General features: G+C 71.8%; 12 protein-coding genes. 4 read left to right on the top strand and 8 right to left on the bottom strand.

The window, feature by feature from the left end:
* The coding region (locus FXF51_RS23445) for a hypothetical protein (RefSeq protein ID WP_148436759.1) at positions 1 to 182 on the top strand (182 nt) is incomplete at its 5' end.
* Between the two features lie 6 nt (positions 183 to 188).
* Here FXF51_RS23445 and FXF51_RS23450 read toward each other — a convergent pair.
* Both FXF51_RS23450 and FXF51_RS23455 read right to left on the bottom strand, forming a co-directional pair.
* Positions 189 to 1,625, bottom strand: coding sequence for a penicillin-binding transpeptidase domain-containing protein (locus tag FXF51_RS23450; protein ID WP_148436761.1), 1,437 nt, complete (start codon positions 1,623 to 1,625; stop codon positions 189 to 191).
* 36 nt (positions 1,626 to 1,661) lie between these two features.
* The gene (locus FXF51_RS23455) at positions 1,662 to 2,021 is read right to left on the bottom strand and encodes a MerR family transcriptional regulator (RefSeq protein WP_262379807.1); all 360 of its coding nucleotides are present in this window, start codon (positions 2,019 to 2,021) and stop codon (positions 1,662 to 1,664) included.
* A gap of 82 nt (positions 2,022 to 2,103) precedes the next feature.
* Between FXF51_RS23455 and FXF51_RS23460 the strand changes: the two genes are divergently transcribed.
* Entirely contained in the window at positions 2,104 to 3,027 is a 924-nt protein-coding gene (locus FXF51_RS23460) for an aldo/keto reductase (RefSeq protein WP_148436763.1), read from the top strand.
* A gap of 3 nt (positions 3,028 to 3,030) precedes the next feature.
* Here FXF51_RS23460 and FXF51_RS23465 read toward each other — a convergent pair whose 3' ends face one another.
* The gene (locus tag FXF51_RS23465; RefSeq protein WP_148436764.1) at positions 3,031 to 3,657 is read right to left on the bottom strand and encodes a TetR/AcrR family transcriptional regulator; all 627 of its coding nucleotides are present in this window, start codon (positions 3,655 to 3,657) and stop codon (positions 3,031 to 3,033) included.
* Between the two features lie 85 nt (positions 3,658 to 3,742).
* On the opposite strand from FXF51_RS23465, the gene FXF51_RS23470 reads away from it, so the two are divergent.
* The gene (locus tag FXF51_RS23470) at positions 3,743 to 5,056 is read left to right on the top strand and encodes a GH1 family beta-glucosidase (protein ID WP_148436766.1); all 1,314 of its coding nucleotides are present in this window, start codon (positions 3,743 to 3,745) and stop codon (positions 5,054 to 5,056) included.
* On the opposite strand, the gene FXF51_RS23475 is transcribed toward FXF51_RS23470, so the two are convergent.
* Positions 5,038 to 5,934, bottom strand: coding sequence for a coiled-coil domain-containing protein (locus tag FXF51_RS23475; protein WP_148436768.1), 897 nt, complete (start codon positions 5,932 to 5,934; stop codon positions 5,038 to 5,040). The genes FXF51_RS23470 and FXF51_RS23475 overlap by 19 nt on opposite strands.
* 225 nt (positions 5,935 to 6,159) lie before the next feature.
* Here FXF51_RS23475 and FXF51_RS23480 point away from each other — a divergent pair, with 225 nt between their 5' ends.
* On the top strand, positions 6,160 to 7,593 hold the full coding sequence (locus FXF51_RS23480; protein WP_148437015.1) for an aldehyde dehydrogenase: 1,434 nt from the start codon (positions 6,160 to 6,162) through the stop codon (positions 7,591 to 7,593).
* Between the two features lie 197 nt (positions 7,594 to 7,790).
* Here the strand turns inward: FXF51_RS23480 and FXF51_RS23485 are convergent, their stop codons facing one another.
* The 4 genes from FXF51_RS23485 to FXF51_RS23500 all read right to left on the bottom strand — a co-directional run bounded on the left by FXF51_RS23485 (position 7,791) and on the right by FXF51_RS23500 (position 13,993).
* Positions 7,791 to 8,543 carry an alpha/beta hydrolase gene (locus FXF51_RS23485; protein ID WP_262379783.1) on the bottom strand — a complete coding sequence of 251 codons (753 nt, stop codon included), beginning with the start codon at positions 8,541 to 8,543 and terminating at the stop codon, positions 7,791 to 7,793.
* 10 nt (positions 8,544 to 8,553) lie between these two features.
* Positions 8,554 to 11,031 carry a LuxR C-terminal-related transcriptional regulator gene (locus FXF51_RS23490; protein ID WP_148436770.1) on the bottom strand — a complete coding sequence of 826 codons (2,478 nt, stop codon included), beginning with the start codon at positions 11,029 to 11,031 and terminating at the stop codon, positions 8,554 to 8,556.
* 89 nt (positions 11,032 to 11,120) lie between these two features.
* Positions 11,121 to 11,501, bottom strand: coding sequence for an AMP-binding protein (locus FXF51_RS23495; protein WP_148436772.1), 381 nt, complete (start codon positions 11,499 to 11,501; stop codon positions 11,121 to 11,123).
* 77 nt (positions 11,502 to 11,578) lie between these two features.
* Positions 11,579 to 13,993 carry a tetratricopeptide repeat protein gene (locus FXF51_RS23500; protein ID WP_148436774.1) on the bottom strand — a complete coding sequence of 805 codons (2,415 nt, stop codon included), beginning with the start codon at positions 13,991 to 13,993 and terminating at the stop codon, positions 11,579 to 11,581.
* Positions 13,994 to 14,045: the final 52 nt, after the last annotated feature.

A 14,045-nucleotide genomic window follows, 5' to 3' on the forward strand; every position in this document is an offset into this window, starting at 1 on the left:
ACCACGCCGACGGCCGCACCGTCCTGCTCATCACCCACCGCCTGGCCAGCGTCCGCTACGCCGACCGCATCTACGTCCTGGACCACGGCAAGGTCACCGAACAGGGCGACCACGCCACCCTCATGGCCCTCGACGGCCTCTACGCCGACCTCTACACCCTCCAGGCCACCGCCTATCGCTGAAGAGCGTCAGTGCAGGGCCGCCTCGATGACGGCCCGCGCGATGGTGGCCACCGCGTTCACCCGCCGCCCAGGCCGCTCCAGCACCACTCCCACGGCCACCTCGGGCGCCTCCGCGGGCGCGAACGCCGTGATCACGGCGTTCTCCCCCGGCACCGCCTCCGACGCGGCGGTCTTGGCCGCCATCCGCACCCCGGGCAGCACGGCCCCCGTCCCCGAGGCGGGCGAGACGGCCGTCATCATGGCCGCCAGGTACCGCGCCAGCATCGGCGGCACGGCGGTCCTGTACGGCACGGGCGCGGCCCGGCTCATCACCGCCCCGTCCGGCAGCCGCACCTCCGCCACCAGGTAAGGCCGCATCAACACCCCGTTGTTCGCCACGGCCGCCGACAACATCGCCACCATCAGGGGCGTCACCCGGTTGTCGTGGTGCCCGACGGCCGCCAGCGCCATCTGCGTCCGGTCCACGACGGACGGGTACCGGCTCGGCGTGGCGAGCAGCGGGATCCGCAACTGCCCGGCGTTGAACCCGAACGCCTCCGCCTGGTCCCGCAGCAGGTCCTGCCCGAGTTGCAGCCCGATGGCCGCGAAGGCCGTGTCGCAGGACGCCTGGAAGGCGTAGGCGAGCGTCGGCCGCCCGTTCCCGCACCGCCCGGCCTCCAGGTACGCGGGCGCCCCCGGCAGCCGCAGCCGGGCGGGCGCGTGCACGGCCCCGGACGGCGTGTACTCGCCGGAGGCCAGCGCCGCCGCCGCGGTGACCAGCTTGAACGTTGAGCCGGGCGGATAGAGCTGGTTGAGCGCCCGGTTGAGCAGCGGCTGGGCGGGCGCCTGCCTGAGCTGCCGCGCCGTCCGCGCCAGCAGCTCCCGGTCGAAGGTGGTCAGCGCGTTCGGGTCGTACGTCGGGTACGTGGCCAGCCCCAGCACGGCCCCGGTCGCCGGGTCGAGGGCCACGACCGCTCCCGGGATACCCGCCGTCCGCAGCCCCTGGTGTGCCGCCCGCTGCACCCGGTCGCGGATCGTCAGCCGCACGTCGGCACCCTCGACGGCGCCGTCCCCGACCAGCGACCTGACCTTGACCTTGGGGTCCTCGCCCGACAGCACGGCCTCCTGCGCCTGCTCGATGCCGGTCGAGCGGTGCAGCGAGACGTGACCGGTGAGGGCGGCGTACTCCTCGCCCCTCGGGTAGACGCGCCGGTACCGATAAGGGCCGCCGGCGTTGAGCCTGCTCACGGCGATGGGGGTGCCGTCGTAGGTGCGGATGTCGCCGCGCGGCCGGCCGTACCTGTCGATCAGCGTCCGCTCGTTCCTGCGGTCGGCGTTGAGCGCGTGCGAGCCGAACGCCTGGATGAGCGTGACGTGCGCGAGCAGGGTGAACAGCATCGCGGCGCACAGCTTCGCGACCCGGCTCAGCGGGACGTCGAGCCACCTCCCCCTCGATCCAGCCATGGATCGAGATGTAGCAACCGGGCCGCAAAGGCCGGGCTAGAGGAGGCTGCGGTAGTAGGAAATCTTGTGATGGATGTAGCTCTGGCGTTCGGCGAGGTTGGCGATCTGGGCCTGGACCTGCCGGTCGTGCTCCTCCAGCAGCCTGATGCGGTCGGGGACCGTGTGGTCGCCGGCACGCACCAGCTCGGCGAAGCGCAACATCGTGGCGATGGGCATGCCCGTGTCGCGCAGGCAGCGCACCATGCCGAGCCAGCCGATGTCCTCCTGGCTGAACCTGCGCTGCCCGGCCGCGTTGCGGTCGACGCGCTCCAGCAGGCCGATCTTCTCGTAGTAGCGCAGGGTGTCGATGCTGAAGCCGGTCTCCTCGACGACCTCAGCAGGTGTGTACACGCTCACAAGAGCCAAGAATCTCACCTGGAGCCCACTCCAGGTCAACCGGTTTGACATGGAGTGCGCTCCAGGTCCCAGAGTCTGCGCCATGAACATCGCACTGGGCACGATCCCGTTCGGCACCGCCGTGGACGTGGGCACGACCTTCGCCATCCTGGACCGGTTCGTGGAGGCCGGCGGAACCAGGATCGACACGGCCAACAACTACCCCTTCTGGGTGGAGGGCCGCACGGGCGACGAGAGCGAGCTGACCGTCGGCGCATGGCTGGCCGCCCGGGGCAACCGGGACGAGGTCGTGATCAGCACGAAGGTCGGCGCCCGCCCCACGGTCCCCGGCGACCTCACCCTCGACTCGGCGGAGGGCCTGTCGGCCGCGGCCGTCGCCAAGGGTGCGGAGGGCAGCCTCACGAGGTTGCGGACGGACTACATCGATGTGTATTGGTCGCACATCGAGGATCGTTCCGTCCCGTTCGAGGAGACTCTGGGGGCGTTCGAGGAGCTGGCGCAGGCCGGCAAGGTGCGGGCCATCGGCGCCAGCAACATGCCCGCCTGGCGGCTGGAGCGGGCCAGGAACGTCTCGGCGGCGCGCGGCTGGATCCCCTACACCCACGTCCAGCAGCGCCACACCTACCTGCGGCCGCGCCCGGACACGAAGCTGCCCGAGTCGGGACACCGGCTGGTGTCGGACGACCTGCTCGGCTACCTGGCCGCCGAGCCGGACCTGACGCTGTGGGCGTACAACACGCTGATGTTCGGCGCCTACACGCGGGCGGACCGGCCGCTCCCCGAGATCTACCACCACCCGGGCACCACGCGCCGCCTGGCCGTCCTGCACGAGGTCGCCGGCGAGCTGGGCGCGACGCCGAACCAGGTCGTGCTGGCCTGGCTGATGGCGGGCGGGATCGTGCCGATCGTCGGCGTCTCCACGCTGGAGCAGCTCGAAGAGGCGATCGGGGCGGCGGACCTCAAGCTGGACGCCGAGCTGCGCGAGCGCATGGACGCCGCCGCCTGACCGCTAGGGCAGGTGGTCGGCCAGGTAGCGGCGGACCAGTTGCTTGCACTCGGCGATCAGCTGGGGGTCGCCGTCGGGGTCGGCCCGGAAGGCCAGCTTGAGCACGGCGTCGGTGGCCTCCACCGCCACCAGCAGCGCCCGGTCGAGCCCGGGGCCGACGGGGGCGTCGAGCAGTTCCATCGACAGGGCGCGCAGGCGCTCGGCCACGACGACGTTGTTCTCCTGCGTCTCGTCGAGCGCCCGCTTGCCGTCGTCGCCCGGGGCGCCGAGCACCTCGCCGAAGTCCACGACGGCGAAGCCGGGGGTGGTGCGCTTCATGTCCACGAACTCGTCGATGGCCAGATCGACGAGGTCGGTCCAGTGGGAGAGAGAGGCGGCGGGGATCAGCTCGATGATCCGCTGCAGGAACGCCTCCAGGTTGCGCCGCGCCAGCGCCCGCACCAGCCCCTGCTTGTCGTGGAAGAACTGGTAGAAGGTGCCGATGGGCACCTCGGCCCGGCGCGCGACCTCCTTCGTGGTCAGCGCCTCGTAGCCGACCTCGTCGAGCAGGAGCGCGCACTCGTCGAGCATGCGCTCCACGCGCTCGACGCTCCGGCGCTGAGCGGGTCGGCGGCGCAGGGTACTGGTCATGCCTCCATCCTTGCGCATTCCCGCCGTCATGAGTCAGAGTCTTTGACCTCAGATAACATGAGCCACCCTCGCGTAGGAGGCGGGAATGTTCTTGTGGGGCACGGCGACGGCGGCCTACCAGATCGAGGGCGCCACCGGCGAGGACGGCAGGGGCGCGTCCGTCTGGGACACCTTCTCCCACGAGCCCGGCCGTACCAAGGGCGGGCAGACCGGGGACGTGGCGTGCGACCACTACCACCGCTGGCCGGAGGACGTCGCCCTGATGGCGGGGCTCGGCGTGAACGCCTACCGCTTCTCGATCGCCTGGCCCCGCGTGCTGCCCCAGGGCTCGGGCCAGGTGAACGCGCCCGGCCTCGACTTCTACGACCGGCTGGTGGACGCGCTGCTCGCGGCCGGGATCCAGCCGGTGCCGACGCTGTTCCACTGGGACCTGCCCCAGGCGCTGGAGGAGCGCGGCGGCTGGCTCGACCGCGACGTCTGCGCGCTCTTCGCCGACTACGCCGCCGTGGTCGCCGGGCGGCTGGCCGACCGCGTCCCGCTGTGGATCACGCTGAACGAACCGTTCGTGCACATGGCCTACGGCTACGCCATGGGCCTGCACGCACCCGGCCGGACGCTCATGACCGGCGCCCTGCCCGCCGCCCACCACCAGCTCCTCGCCCACGGCCTCGCCGTCCAGGCCCTGAGGTCGGCGGGCGCCCGCCAGGTGGCGCTCACGAACAACTGCACCCCCGTCTGGCCCGCCTCGCGGGAGGAGCCGGACGTGCGCGCCGCCGACGCCTACGACGTGCTGCACAACCGCCTGTTCAACGACCCCGTGCTGCGCGGGGAGTATCCGGACCTGTCGGCTTACACGCCCGCGCTCGACTTCGTCCGCGACGGCGACCTGAAGACCATCGCCGCCCCGCTGGACGCCCTCGGCGTCAACTACTACAACCCCACCCGCATCGCCGCCCCGACCGGCGACGGGCTCCCGTTCGACGACGCGGGCGTCACCGGCTTCCCCACCACCGCCTTCGGCTGGCCGGTGGTCCCCGACGGCCTGCGCGAGCTGCTCACGGGCCTCAAGGCCAGGTACGGCGCCGCCCTCCCGCCGATCCTGATCACCGAGAACGGCTGCTCGCAGGAGGACGTCCCGGCCGCCGACGGCACGATCGACGACGCGGCCCGCGTCGACTTCCTCGACCGGCACATCGCGGCCATGCGCCGGGCCATGGCAGAAGGCGTGGACGTGCGCGGCTACTTCGTCTGGTCGCTGCTGGACAACTTCGAGTGGGCCGAGGGCTACGACCAGCGCTTCGGCCTGGTGCACGTCGACTTCGAGACGCAGCGCCGCACGCCGAAGCGCTCCTACCACTGGTTCGCGGAGTTCCTGAAGGGTCAGAACACCGACACGTGAACGTGGTCGTAGTGGTTGGCGGTCACCCCGCCGCGGTCCGACATCGGGTCCCAGCCGCCGCCTGACCGGATGTCGTAGTACCGCTGCTTCCAGATGATGTACATGACGCCCAGCCGGGGGCCGTTCGCGATCAGCCAGGCGGCCAGCGCGTCGCCGTTGGCCGCGTCGGAGCCGCCGGCCATCCTGCCGCCGCTCGACATCATGAAGTCGCAGGCCCGGCCCTTGCCGTGCTCGCCGGGGTCGCCGGGGCGCAGGCAGCCGACACCGTACTTCATGGGGAAGTTGGCCATGATCTCCGCGCGCACATTGATCATGCGCGGGGTCAGGCCCTCGGCGCCGCCGGGCTGCTGGAAGCCGTACTTCTGCAGCAGCTTCTGGATGTCGTCCTTCTTGTTCTGCAGCGCCTTGATCTCCTTGCGGAGCTTCTCGATCTTCTCGCTCGCGTTGACCTTGGCGTCGTCGGACTTGTCGATCAGCTTCTTGATGCTCTCGACGCGCTGGGTCCGCTCGTTGGCCATGTACGCCAGGTTGGCGGCGCCGCCCAGCATCGCGTACGGGTCGCCGCTGGGCGTCAGCAGCCGGGTGCCGTCGAGCGGCCCCACCATGTAGGAGGTCTGGGCGATCCTGCTCACCTCGGCCTGGGCCGCCGCGAGCTGCGCCTCCAGGTCACCGGAGGTGTCGGTGGCCTTCTTGGCCTGGACCCTGATCTCCTCCAGGCTCTGGATCTGGCCACGGTAGAGCTCGTTCAGCCGGGCGGCCTGCTTGGTGAGCTTGCGCAGCTCGGCGGGGCTGGGGTCGGCCATGGCCGGCGAGGGGGCCGGCAGCCCGAGCAGCCCGGAGAGTACGGCGACGAGAACGGCGAGCCGCCAGATTCTCACACCCGTCCCCTCCCCTCATAGACGGACCGAAACTATAGAAGATGATCTTGATTTCTGTCATGTGAACGACCGAACTGCTGCACCTTTGGTGAAATTTATACAGCTTTGTCCGATCCGGTGGGCGGCGCGGCGCGGCCCTCTTGCGTGCACGGACAGAACATGATTCGGTCGCCTTGGGACATGCCGAAGTCAAGCAAGCATTCGGTCAAGCAGGAGGCTCACGACATGCGCCAGCACGACAAGCTGTTCATCGGGGGCGAATGGGTGGCCCCCGCGGGCACCGGGACGATCGACGTCATCTCCCCCCATACGGAGGAGATCGTCGGCCGCGTGCCGGACGGCACGGCCGAGGACATGGAGCGCGCGGTCGCCGCCGCCAGGGAGGCCTTCGACCACGGGCCGTGGCCGCGGATGACGTTCGCCGAGCGGGCCGAGGTGATCGGCCGGCTGGCTGCCATCTACAACGAGCGGCAGGGCGAGATGGCCCAGCTCATCACCGAGGAGATGGGCTCGCCGATCACCTTCTCCAACCTCGCGCAGGCGCCGCAGCCGCTCGGCATGCTGCAGTACTACGCCGAGCTGGGCAAGACGTTCGTGCAGGAGGAGCAGCGGCCGGGGCTGTTCGGCCCGATCACCGTACGCAGGGAGCCGGTGGGCGTCGTGGCGGCCGTGGTGCCGTGGAACGTCCCCCAGTTCGTCACCATGACCAAGGTCGCGCCCGCGCTGCTGGCGGGCTGCACGATCGTGCTCAAGCCGGCTCCGGAGACGCCGCTGGACGCGTACCTGCTGGCCGAGTGGGCGGCCGAGGCCGGCGTGCCCGCCGGCGTGCTCAACATCGTCGTCGCGGGCCGCGAGGTGGGCGAGCACCTGGTCTCGCACAAGGGCGTCGACAAGGTCGCCTTCACCGGCTCGACGGCGGCCGGCCGCCGCATCGCCGCCGTCTGCGGCGAGCAGCTCAAGCGGGTCAGCCTGGAGCTGGGCGGCAAGTCGGCCGCGATCATCCTGGACGACGCCGACCTGGCCGCCAGCATGGGCTTCCTGTCCATGGCCTCCCTGATGAACAACGGCCAGGCGTGCGTGGCGCAGACCCGCATCCTGGCCTCGCGCAACCGCTACGACGAGGTCGTGGACGCCATCGCCGGCATGGTCGGCTCGCAGGCCGTCGGCGACCCCGCCGACGCCACGACCGGCATCGGGCCGCTGGTGGCCAAGCGCCAGCAGGAGCGGGTGGAGAGCTACATCAAGCTCGGCATGGACGAAGGCGCCAAGATCGTGGTGGGCGGCCTCGACCGGCCCTACGACAGGGGCTGGTACGTCGCGCCCACCGTCTTCTCCGGCGTCAGCAACGACATGCGCATCGCCCGCGAGGAGATCTTCGGCCCGGTCCTGGCCGTGATCCCGTACGAGGACGAGGCCGACGCCGTCCGCATCGCCAACGACAGCGACTACGGCCTGGCGGGCACGGTCTGGACGGCCGACGCCGACCACGGCATGGAGGTGGCCCGCCAGGTGCGCACGGGCACGTACGGCGTCAACTGCTTCATGCTGGAGACCAACGCGCCCTTCGGCGGCTACAAGGCCAGCGGCATCGGCCGCGAGCTGGGCCCCGAGGGCCTCAACAGCTATCTGGAGTACAAGACGATCAGCCGCCTCGGCTGAACCCCCGCGAAAGGCAGAGGGCCCCGCCACCCACGGCGGGGCCCTCTTCGCGGATGGTTACCCAGCGCGCCCCCGCGACGCTGGGCTACCGCCCGACTACAGCAGTATGTCCCACGTCCACCACCTAGGCGGTTTCCTTCCCCAGGGACTTTCTCCCGGCGGTTTCCTTCCATCCGCCCTAGGTAGACGTGTTTCACTCAGGAAAAGTTCGAAGAGATCCATTTGCCGATCCGGCGGACCAATTCCGGGGTCGCCGCCGACTCCGCATGCCCGAAACCCGGCTCGACCCAGAGCTCCTTCGGCTCCCTGGCGCCGGCGTAGAGTTGCCGGGCGTGATCAAGGGGGAAGAACGTGTCCGCGTCCCCGTGCACGATCAGCAGCGGCGCCGGCGAGATGAGCCCGGCGGCCTCGTGCGGCGGCATCGGGATCGGGTCCCACTGCCCCCGCGCGATCCGCGTGCGCTTGGCCACCCGCGCCGCCCACCGCCCGAACGGCTGCTCGATGGCCCAGTGCACCTGCCGCATGGGCTTGGTGCCCCGGTAGTACCAGCGGGCGGGGCCGCTCACGGCCACCACCGCGTCCACCCCGCCGCGCAGCCCCGCGTGCCGCACGGCCACCGCCGCGCCCATCGAGAACCCCACGACGACGACCTTGGTGTAGCCGATCACGCGGGCGTGCCTGACCGCCGCCTCCACGTCGAGGATCTCCAGGTCGCCCACCGTGGTCTCGCCGCCGGACCTGCCGTGGCCGCGGAAGTCGAAGGCGATCACGCCGCCGTACCCGCTCAGCACGTGCACGATGCGGCGGGCGGTGCGGTCCCGCCAGGACCCGGTGAAGCCGTGCGCCATCACGATCCCCACGTCCGTGCGGGCGGAGGGCGTGTGCGCGGCATCGATGCGGACCCCGTCCTCGGTTCTGAGCATGACGGGGAAGTTCGGCGCGAGAGGCATGGATATGAGGTTATGTCCGCTGCACGTCGATCCCGCGCTCGGCCGCCCACACCGCGATCTGCGAGCGGGCGTCGAAGCCCAGCTTGTCCATGATGTTGGCGATGTGCCGGGCCACGGTGGCCGAGCTGATCACCAGCTCCGCGGCGATCGCCCGGTTGCTCAGGCCCTTGGTGAGCAGCACGGCGATCTCGCGCTCCCTCGGCGTCAGCCCGGCGTAGCGCGGGCCCGTCCCCAGGCCCGCGGGCAGCGGCCCCTGCCCCGCCTCACTGCCGGGCATCCGCCCCGCCTCACTGCCGGGCCCCTGTCCCGCCTCGCTGTCGAGCACCCGCCTGGCCACCTCGTCGGGCGGCCACTCCATGCCCCTGGCCCACAGCAGCGTCACCCGGCCCTCACCCAGCTCTGCGCGGGCCAGCGCCAGCAGCTCCCGCACCCGCTTCGGCGTGCCGAACTGCCCGATCGACTCGCGCAGCGCGCTGGCTGCCGCGCCGGCCAGCACGGCGCCCTCCAGGTCGCCCTGGGCCTGGGCCAGCGCCGACAGCGCGGACAGCGCCCGCACGATGCCCCTGCGCTGCCCGGCCTTCCTGCTCAGCTCCAGGCCCGCGGTCACGTGCTTCCTGGCCGCGACGTGGTCACCCAGCCGCGCGGCCACCCGGCCGAGCTGGGCGTGGCAGCGCGCCAGCTCGACCTGGTTGTCCATGCCCTCCAGCAGCGGCAGCGCCCCGGTGTGATGCGACACGGCCGCCTCCAGGTCGCCCGCCGCCTCGGCCACCGCGCCGAGATGGGTCAGCGCCCTGGCCTGCGTCCAGTGGTGGTTCGCCTCCCTGCCCAGCGCGAGCGCATCCTCGCCGTAGCGCTGCGCCTGCCGCAGCCGCCCCTGGAACAGCGCCAGGTTGAGCTGGGCGATCCGCACCGTGGCCAGGTTGAACGGGTCGTCGTGCGCGGTCGCCGCCGCCTCCAGCTCCTCCAGGTACCGCAGCGCCCGCTCGGTCTGCCCGGTGCGGAAGAACACGGTCAGCGCCACGCTGTAGGTGATGCCCAGCCAGTGCGTGTACGGATGCCGCTTCTGCTCCTCCACCCCCTGCACGATCAGCTCCTCGGCCCGCACCAGCTCGTCGGCCAGCTCCAGCCCGTACGCCAGCGCGCCCGCCGCCACCGCGACGACGTGGTCGGGCACCTCGGCCAGGTCCAGCGCGAGCAGCCGCTCGTGCCAGCCGACGCTCTCGCCCAGGTCGCCGCGGACGGCCAGGATCGCCAGCGCCGCCCGCGCCAGCCGCAGCCCGACCACCGGCTGCCGCGACTCCACCGCCCAGTCGATCGCGATCCTGCAGTCCTCCAGCAGCGTGCGCCCCCTGCTGAAGTACGCGAACCGCTGCGGCCACGGCATCCGGGGCTCCAGCGAGCCGCCCTCGTAGCAGCGTTCCAGCTCCTCGCACATCACCAGCAGGTGCCTGTCACGCAGCTTGACGTCCTCCCCCACCTCCTCCAGACGGTCGGCGGCGTACTGGCGGATGGTCTCCAGCAGGCGGTAACGGCCTGAGCCGCCCTGGTGCAGGACCAGCGACTTGTCCACCAGGCCGCCGAGCAGGTCGAGCAGCTCGGCCCTGCGCACGATCCCGCCGTCGGCGCACACCCGCTCGGCCAGCCCTAGGTCGAACAGCCCTGCGAACACCGACAGCCGCCGCAGCAGCACCCGCTCCTTGGGCCTGAGCAGGTCGTGGCTCCACTCCACCGTGGCCAGCAGGGTGCGCTGCCGGGCGGGAGCCGTGCGGGGGCCCTTGGTGAGCAGCGTGAACCGGTCGCCGATCCGGTCGGCGATGCGGCCGGGGCTCAGCAGGCTGGTACGGGCCGCCGCCAGCTCCAGGGCCAGCGGCAGGCCGTCGAGCGCCCGGCACAGGCGTACGACGTCGGGCATGCGCTCCGTCACCCCGCGCGCCCCGACCGCCAGCGACCGCTCCACGAACAGCAGCACGGACTCGGCGTCGGGATGCCGCTCGTCGGGCAGCTCCAGCGGCGGCACCCGCCAGACCAGCTCCCCCTGGATGCGCAGCGGCTCCCGGCTGGTGAGCAGGAAGCGCACGCCGGGACACTCGGCGACGAGCGCGGCCACCAGCTCTGCGCAGCGCTGCACCAGGTGCTCGCAGTTGTCCAGCACGATCAGCGTGCCGGCGTCGCGCAGGCGCAGGCGCAGGCCGTCGAGCAGCCGCCCGGGGATCTCGTCGCGCACGCCCAGCACGCCCGCCAGCTCGATCTCCACCAGGGCGGGATCGCCGATGCGGGCCAGCTCGACCAGCCACACGCCGTCGGCGAACCAGGGCCGCGCCTGCGCCGCCACGCGCAGCGCCAGCCGGGTCTTGCCGATGCCGCCCACACCGCTCAGCGTGATCACACGTTCCGCGCGGACCAGCGCGCTCAGCTCCGAGACGTCACGTTCGCGGCCGATGAAGCGGTTGGGCTCTACGGGAAGGTTGTGCGGGGCTTGCACAGTCATGGTCGGGGCCCAGATCGGTCGCGGGAGGCTCTCCTACGAGCCAAGTCTCCCTCTCACCGGGCCTGCGTGCGATCACTTTGCGTGCAGAGTCAGCAACCCGTCGGATACGAATGTGAGTCGCTCAGGTCTGCGACGCTCATGACGATCCGCACGCGTGACTCCTCGGCCGCGTCGAGGGCCTGGCGGACGTTGGAGATCATCACTCGCGCGCCGCTCTCCTGGATGCGGTCCCGCAGCGTGGCGGTGTCGAGATCGGGCGGCAGCGGCCAGACGACGCCGCCCGCCGCGATCACCGCGTTGGTCGACACCAGCAGGTCGGGCCCCACGGGCAAACAGATGAGCACGGTGTCTCCAGCGCGCACTCCTCTGCGTCGCAACTGGACGGTCGCGACCGCGGACCTCTCGTCCAGTTGCTCCTCGGTGAGCTTCAGGCCCGTGCCCGAGTCCACCATCACGATGCGCTCATCCATGTCGCCCACCGTAGGGAGGGCGTCTCATGCACACATGGGGCGGAATATGCAGATCCCTATGCAGAACTCGGCGGTGCTCACGGGATGTTCTGCTGGTGCTCGGTGGCCCACACCGCGATCTGCGCCCGTGAGGTGTAACCGAGCTTCTCCATGATGTTGGCGATGTGCCGGGCCACCGTCGCCGGGCTGATCACCAACTCCTCGGCGATCGCCCGGTTGGACAGCCCGCGGGTGAGCAGCCCGGCGATCTCCCGCTCGCGCGCGGTCAGCAGCGAGTGCTTGACCGGCTCGGCCGCCACCGGCGCCTTCGGCGTGAGCCGCTCGCCCGCCAGCACGTGCCGGGTGGCGTCGTCCGGGCTCATCGCCCGGCCGCGCGACCACAACGAGGTCGTGCGCCCCTCGCCCAGCTTGGTGCGGGCCCGCACGAGCAGCTCCTCGATCCTGGTCGTGGCCGAATGCTGCCCGATCGACTCGCGCAGCCCGGCCGCCGCCGCGGCGGTCAGCACCGCGCCGTCCAGGTCGCCCTCGCACTCGGCCAGCACCGACAGCCCGACCAGGCAGCGGGCCACGCCCTGCCGCTGCCCGGTGGCCCGCGCCAGCTCCAGGCTGGCGGTCAGTTGCTCGCGCGCGGCGCCGAACTCGTGCAGCATCGCCGCCACCCTGCCGATCCGCGCCAGGCACCGGGTCAGCTCGGGGTCGGCGCCCAGCTCGCTCAGCCAGGGCACCGCCATCTCGTACTGGGACCTGGCGGCCACCAGGTCGCCGCGCGCCTCGGCCACCGAGCCGAGCTGCACCGCCGTCCTGGCCATCAGCCAGCGGTGGCCGTGCTCGCGCGCCCGCGCCAGCGCCTCCTCGCCGTGCCGCTGCGCCTCCCGCAGCCGGCCGCGCACCAGCGCCACCGCCGACAGCCCGAGCATCCCCGTCGCCTGGTTCCAGGTGTCGCCCGCGCGGGTGGCCAGGGCCAGGCCCTCCTCCGCGTGGTGCAGCGCGTCGTCGGTGCGGCCCATCCGCAGCAGCACCATGACGACGAGGCTGTGCATGACGCAGCGCGGGAACATGTCGCCCGGCGACATCGCGGTCAGGCTCGCCTCTGCCACCTCCAGCGAACGGCTCAGCTCGTCGCGCGCCTCCAGCCCGTACGCGAGGTACGCCTTGGCGTGCGCCACCTGGTCGGCGGGCACCCCGTCCGAGCCGAGCGAGAGCAGCCGCTCGATCCAGCCGACGATCTCCGTCACGTTGCCGCCCAGCGGCAGCAGCCCCGTGCTGGTCCTGCACAGCCGCAGGCCCGCCGGCACGTTGCCGGACTCCACCGCCCACTCCAGGGCGACCCGCTGGTCGTCGAGCAGGCCCCGGCTGGCGGTCAGCGCGTCCAGCCGCGCCTGCCACGGCACGCCGGGCGCCACCATCTCGGCCGTGAAGTGCCGCTCCTGCAGCTCGCACAGCACGTCGAGGTGCCGCTGGCGCAGCACCTCCCGCTCGCCGGCCTGTTCGAGCCGCTCCACGGCGTATCGCTTGATGGTCTCCAGCAGCCAGTAGCGCCTGCGGCTCTCGTCGCACAGCACGAGCGACTTGTCCACCAGCCCGCCGAGCAGGTCGACGATCTCGCCCTCGGGGATGGGCCGCTCGGTGCACACCTGCTCGGCCAGGTCGAGGTCGAAATCACCGGCGAACACCGACAACCGCCGCAACAGCACCTGCTCCTTGGCCGAGAGCAGGTCGTAGCTCCACTCGACGGCCGCCAGCAGCGTGCGCTGGCGGGGCGGAGCGGTACGGCCGCCGGTGGTCAGCAGCGAGAACCGGTCGTCGATGCGGTCGGCGATCTGGCCGGGGCTCAGCAGGCTCGTACGGGCCGCGGCCAGCTCCAGCGCCAGCGGCAGCCCGTCGAGCGCCCGGCACAGCCGCACCACGTCGGGCAGGCTCTCCGGCCCCAGTCTGGTGCCCGCCGCCGCCGCCCGGTCCATGAACAGCTGCACGGACTCGGCGGCGGGCGTGGCCGGGTCGGGCAGGTCGAGCGGCGGCACCCGCCAGATCAGCTCGCTGGCGATGCGCAGCGGCTCGCGGCTGGTGGCCAGGATGCGCAGCCACGGGCAGCCCGCGACCAGTGCGGCGGCCAGCTCCGCGCACTTGTCGACCAGGTGCTCGCAGTTGTCGAGCAGCAGCAGGCAGCGCTGGTCGCGCAGCCGCGCCGTCATCGTGTCGAGCAGCGGCCTGGCGCTCTCCTCGCACAGGCCGAGCACGCGCGCCACCTCCTGCTCGACCAGCTCGGCACGGCTCAGCCTGGCCAGCTCCACCAGCCACAGCCCGTCCGGGTACGACCGCACCATCCCGGCCGCCACCTGGAGGGCCAGCCGGGTCTTGCCGATGCCGCCGACCCCGCACAGCGTGACCACCCGCGTCTCGCCGAACAGGGCGTGCAGGTCGTCGAGGTCGCGCTCGCGGCCGACGAACCGGTTGGGCTCTGCCGGAAGGTTGTGCCGGGGGGTATCTGGCATGTGCTCACCCTGCGTCGCGGAAGGATCACACTCTCCCACAGTGTCGCACTTT

The organism is Nonomuraea sp. PA05 (assembly GCF_008086045.1).
GTDB classification, from domain to species: domain Bacteria; phylum Actinomycetota; class Actinomycetes; order Streptosporangiales; family Streptosporangiaceae; genus Nonomuraea; species Nonomuraea monospora.

Excerpts from the sequence above, each read along its gene's own strand:
- FXF51_RS23460 (WP_148436763.1), top strand. The coding sequence starts at position 2,104 with ATGAACATCGCACTGGGCACGATCCCGTTCGGCACCGCCGTGGACGTG.
- FXF51_RS23470 (WP_148436766.1), top strand. The coding sequence starts at position 3,743 with ATGTTCTTGTGGGGCACGGCGACGGCGGCCTACCAGATCGAGGGCGCC.
- FXF51_RS23500 (WP_148436774.1), bottom strand. The coding sequence starts at position 13,993 with ATGCCAGATACCCCCCGGCACAACCTTCCGGCAGAGCCCAACCGGTTC.
- FXF51_RS23495 (WP_148436772.1), bottom strand. The coding sequence starts at position 11,501 with ATGGATGAGCGCATCGTGATGGTGGACTCGGGCACGGGCCTGAAGCTC.
- FXF51_RS23490 (WP_148436770.1), bottom strand. The coding sequence starts at position 11,031 with ATGACTGTGCAAGCCCCGCACAACCTTCCCGTAGAGCCCAACCGCTTC.
- FXF51_RS23465 (WP_148436764.1), bottom strand. The coding sequence starts at position 3,657 with ATGACCAGTACCCTGCGCCGCCGACCCGCTCAGCGCCGGAGCGTCGAG.
- FXF51_RS23485 (WP_262379783.1), bottom strand. The coding sequence starts at position 8,543 with ATGCCTCTCGCGCCGAACTTCCCCGTCATGCTCAGAACCGAGGACGGG.
- FXF51_RS23480 (WP_148437015.1), top strand. The coding sequence starts at position 6,160 with ATGCGCCAGCACGACAAGCTGTTCATCGGGGGCGAATGGGTGGCCCCC.
- FXF51_RS23450 (WP_148436761.1), bottom strand. The coding sequence starts at position 1,625 with ATGGCTGGATCGAGGGGGAGGTGGCTCGACGTCCCGCTGAGCCGGGTC.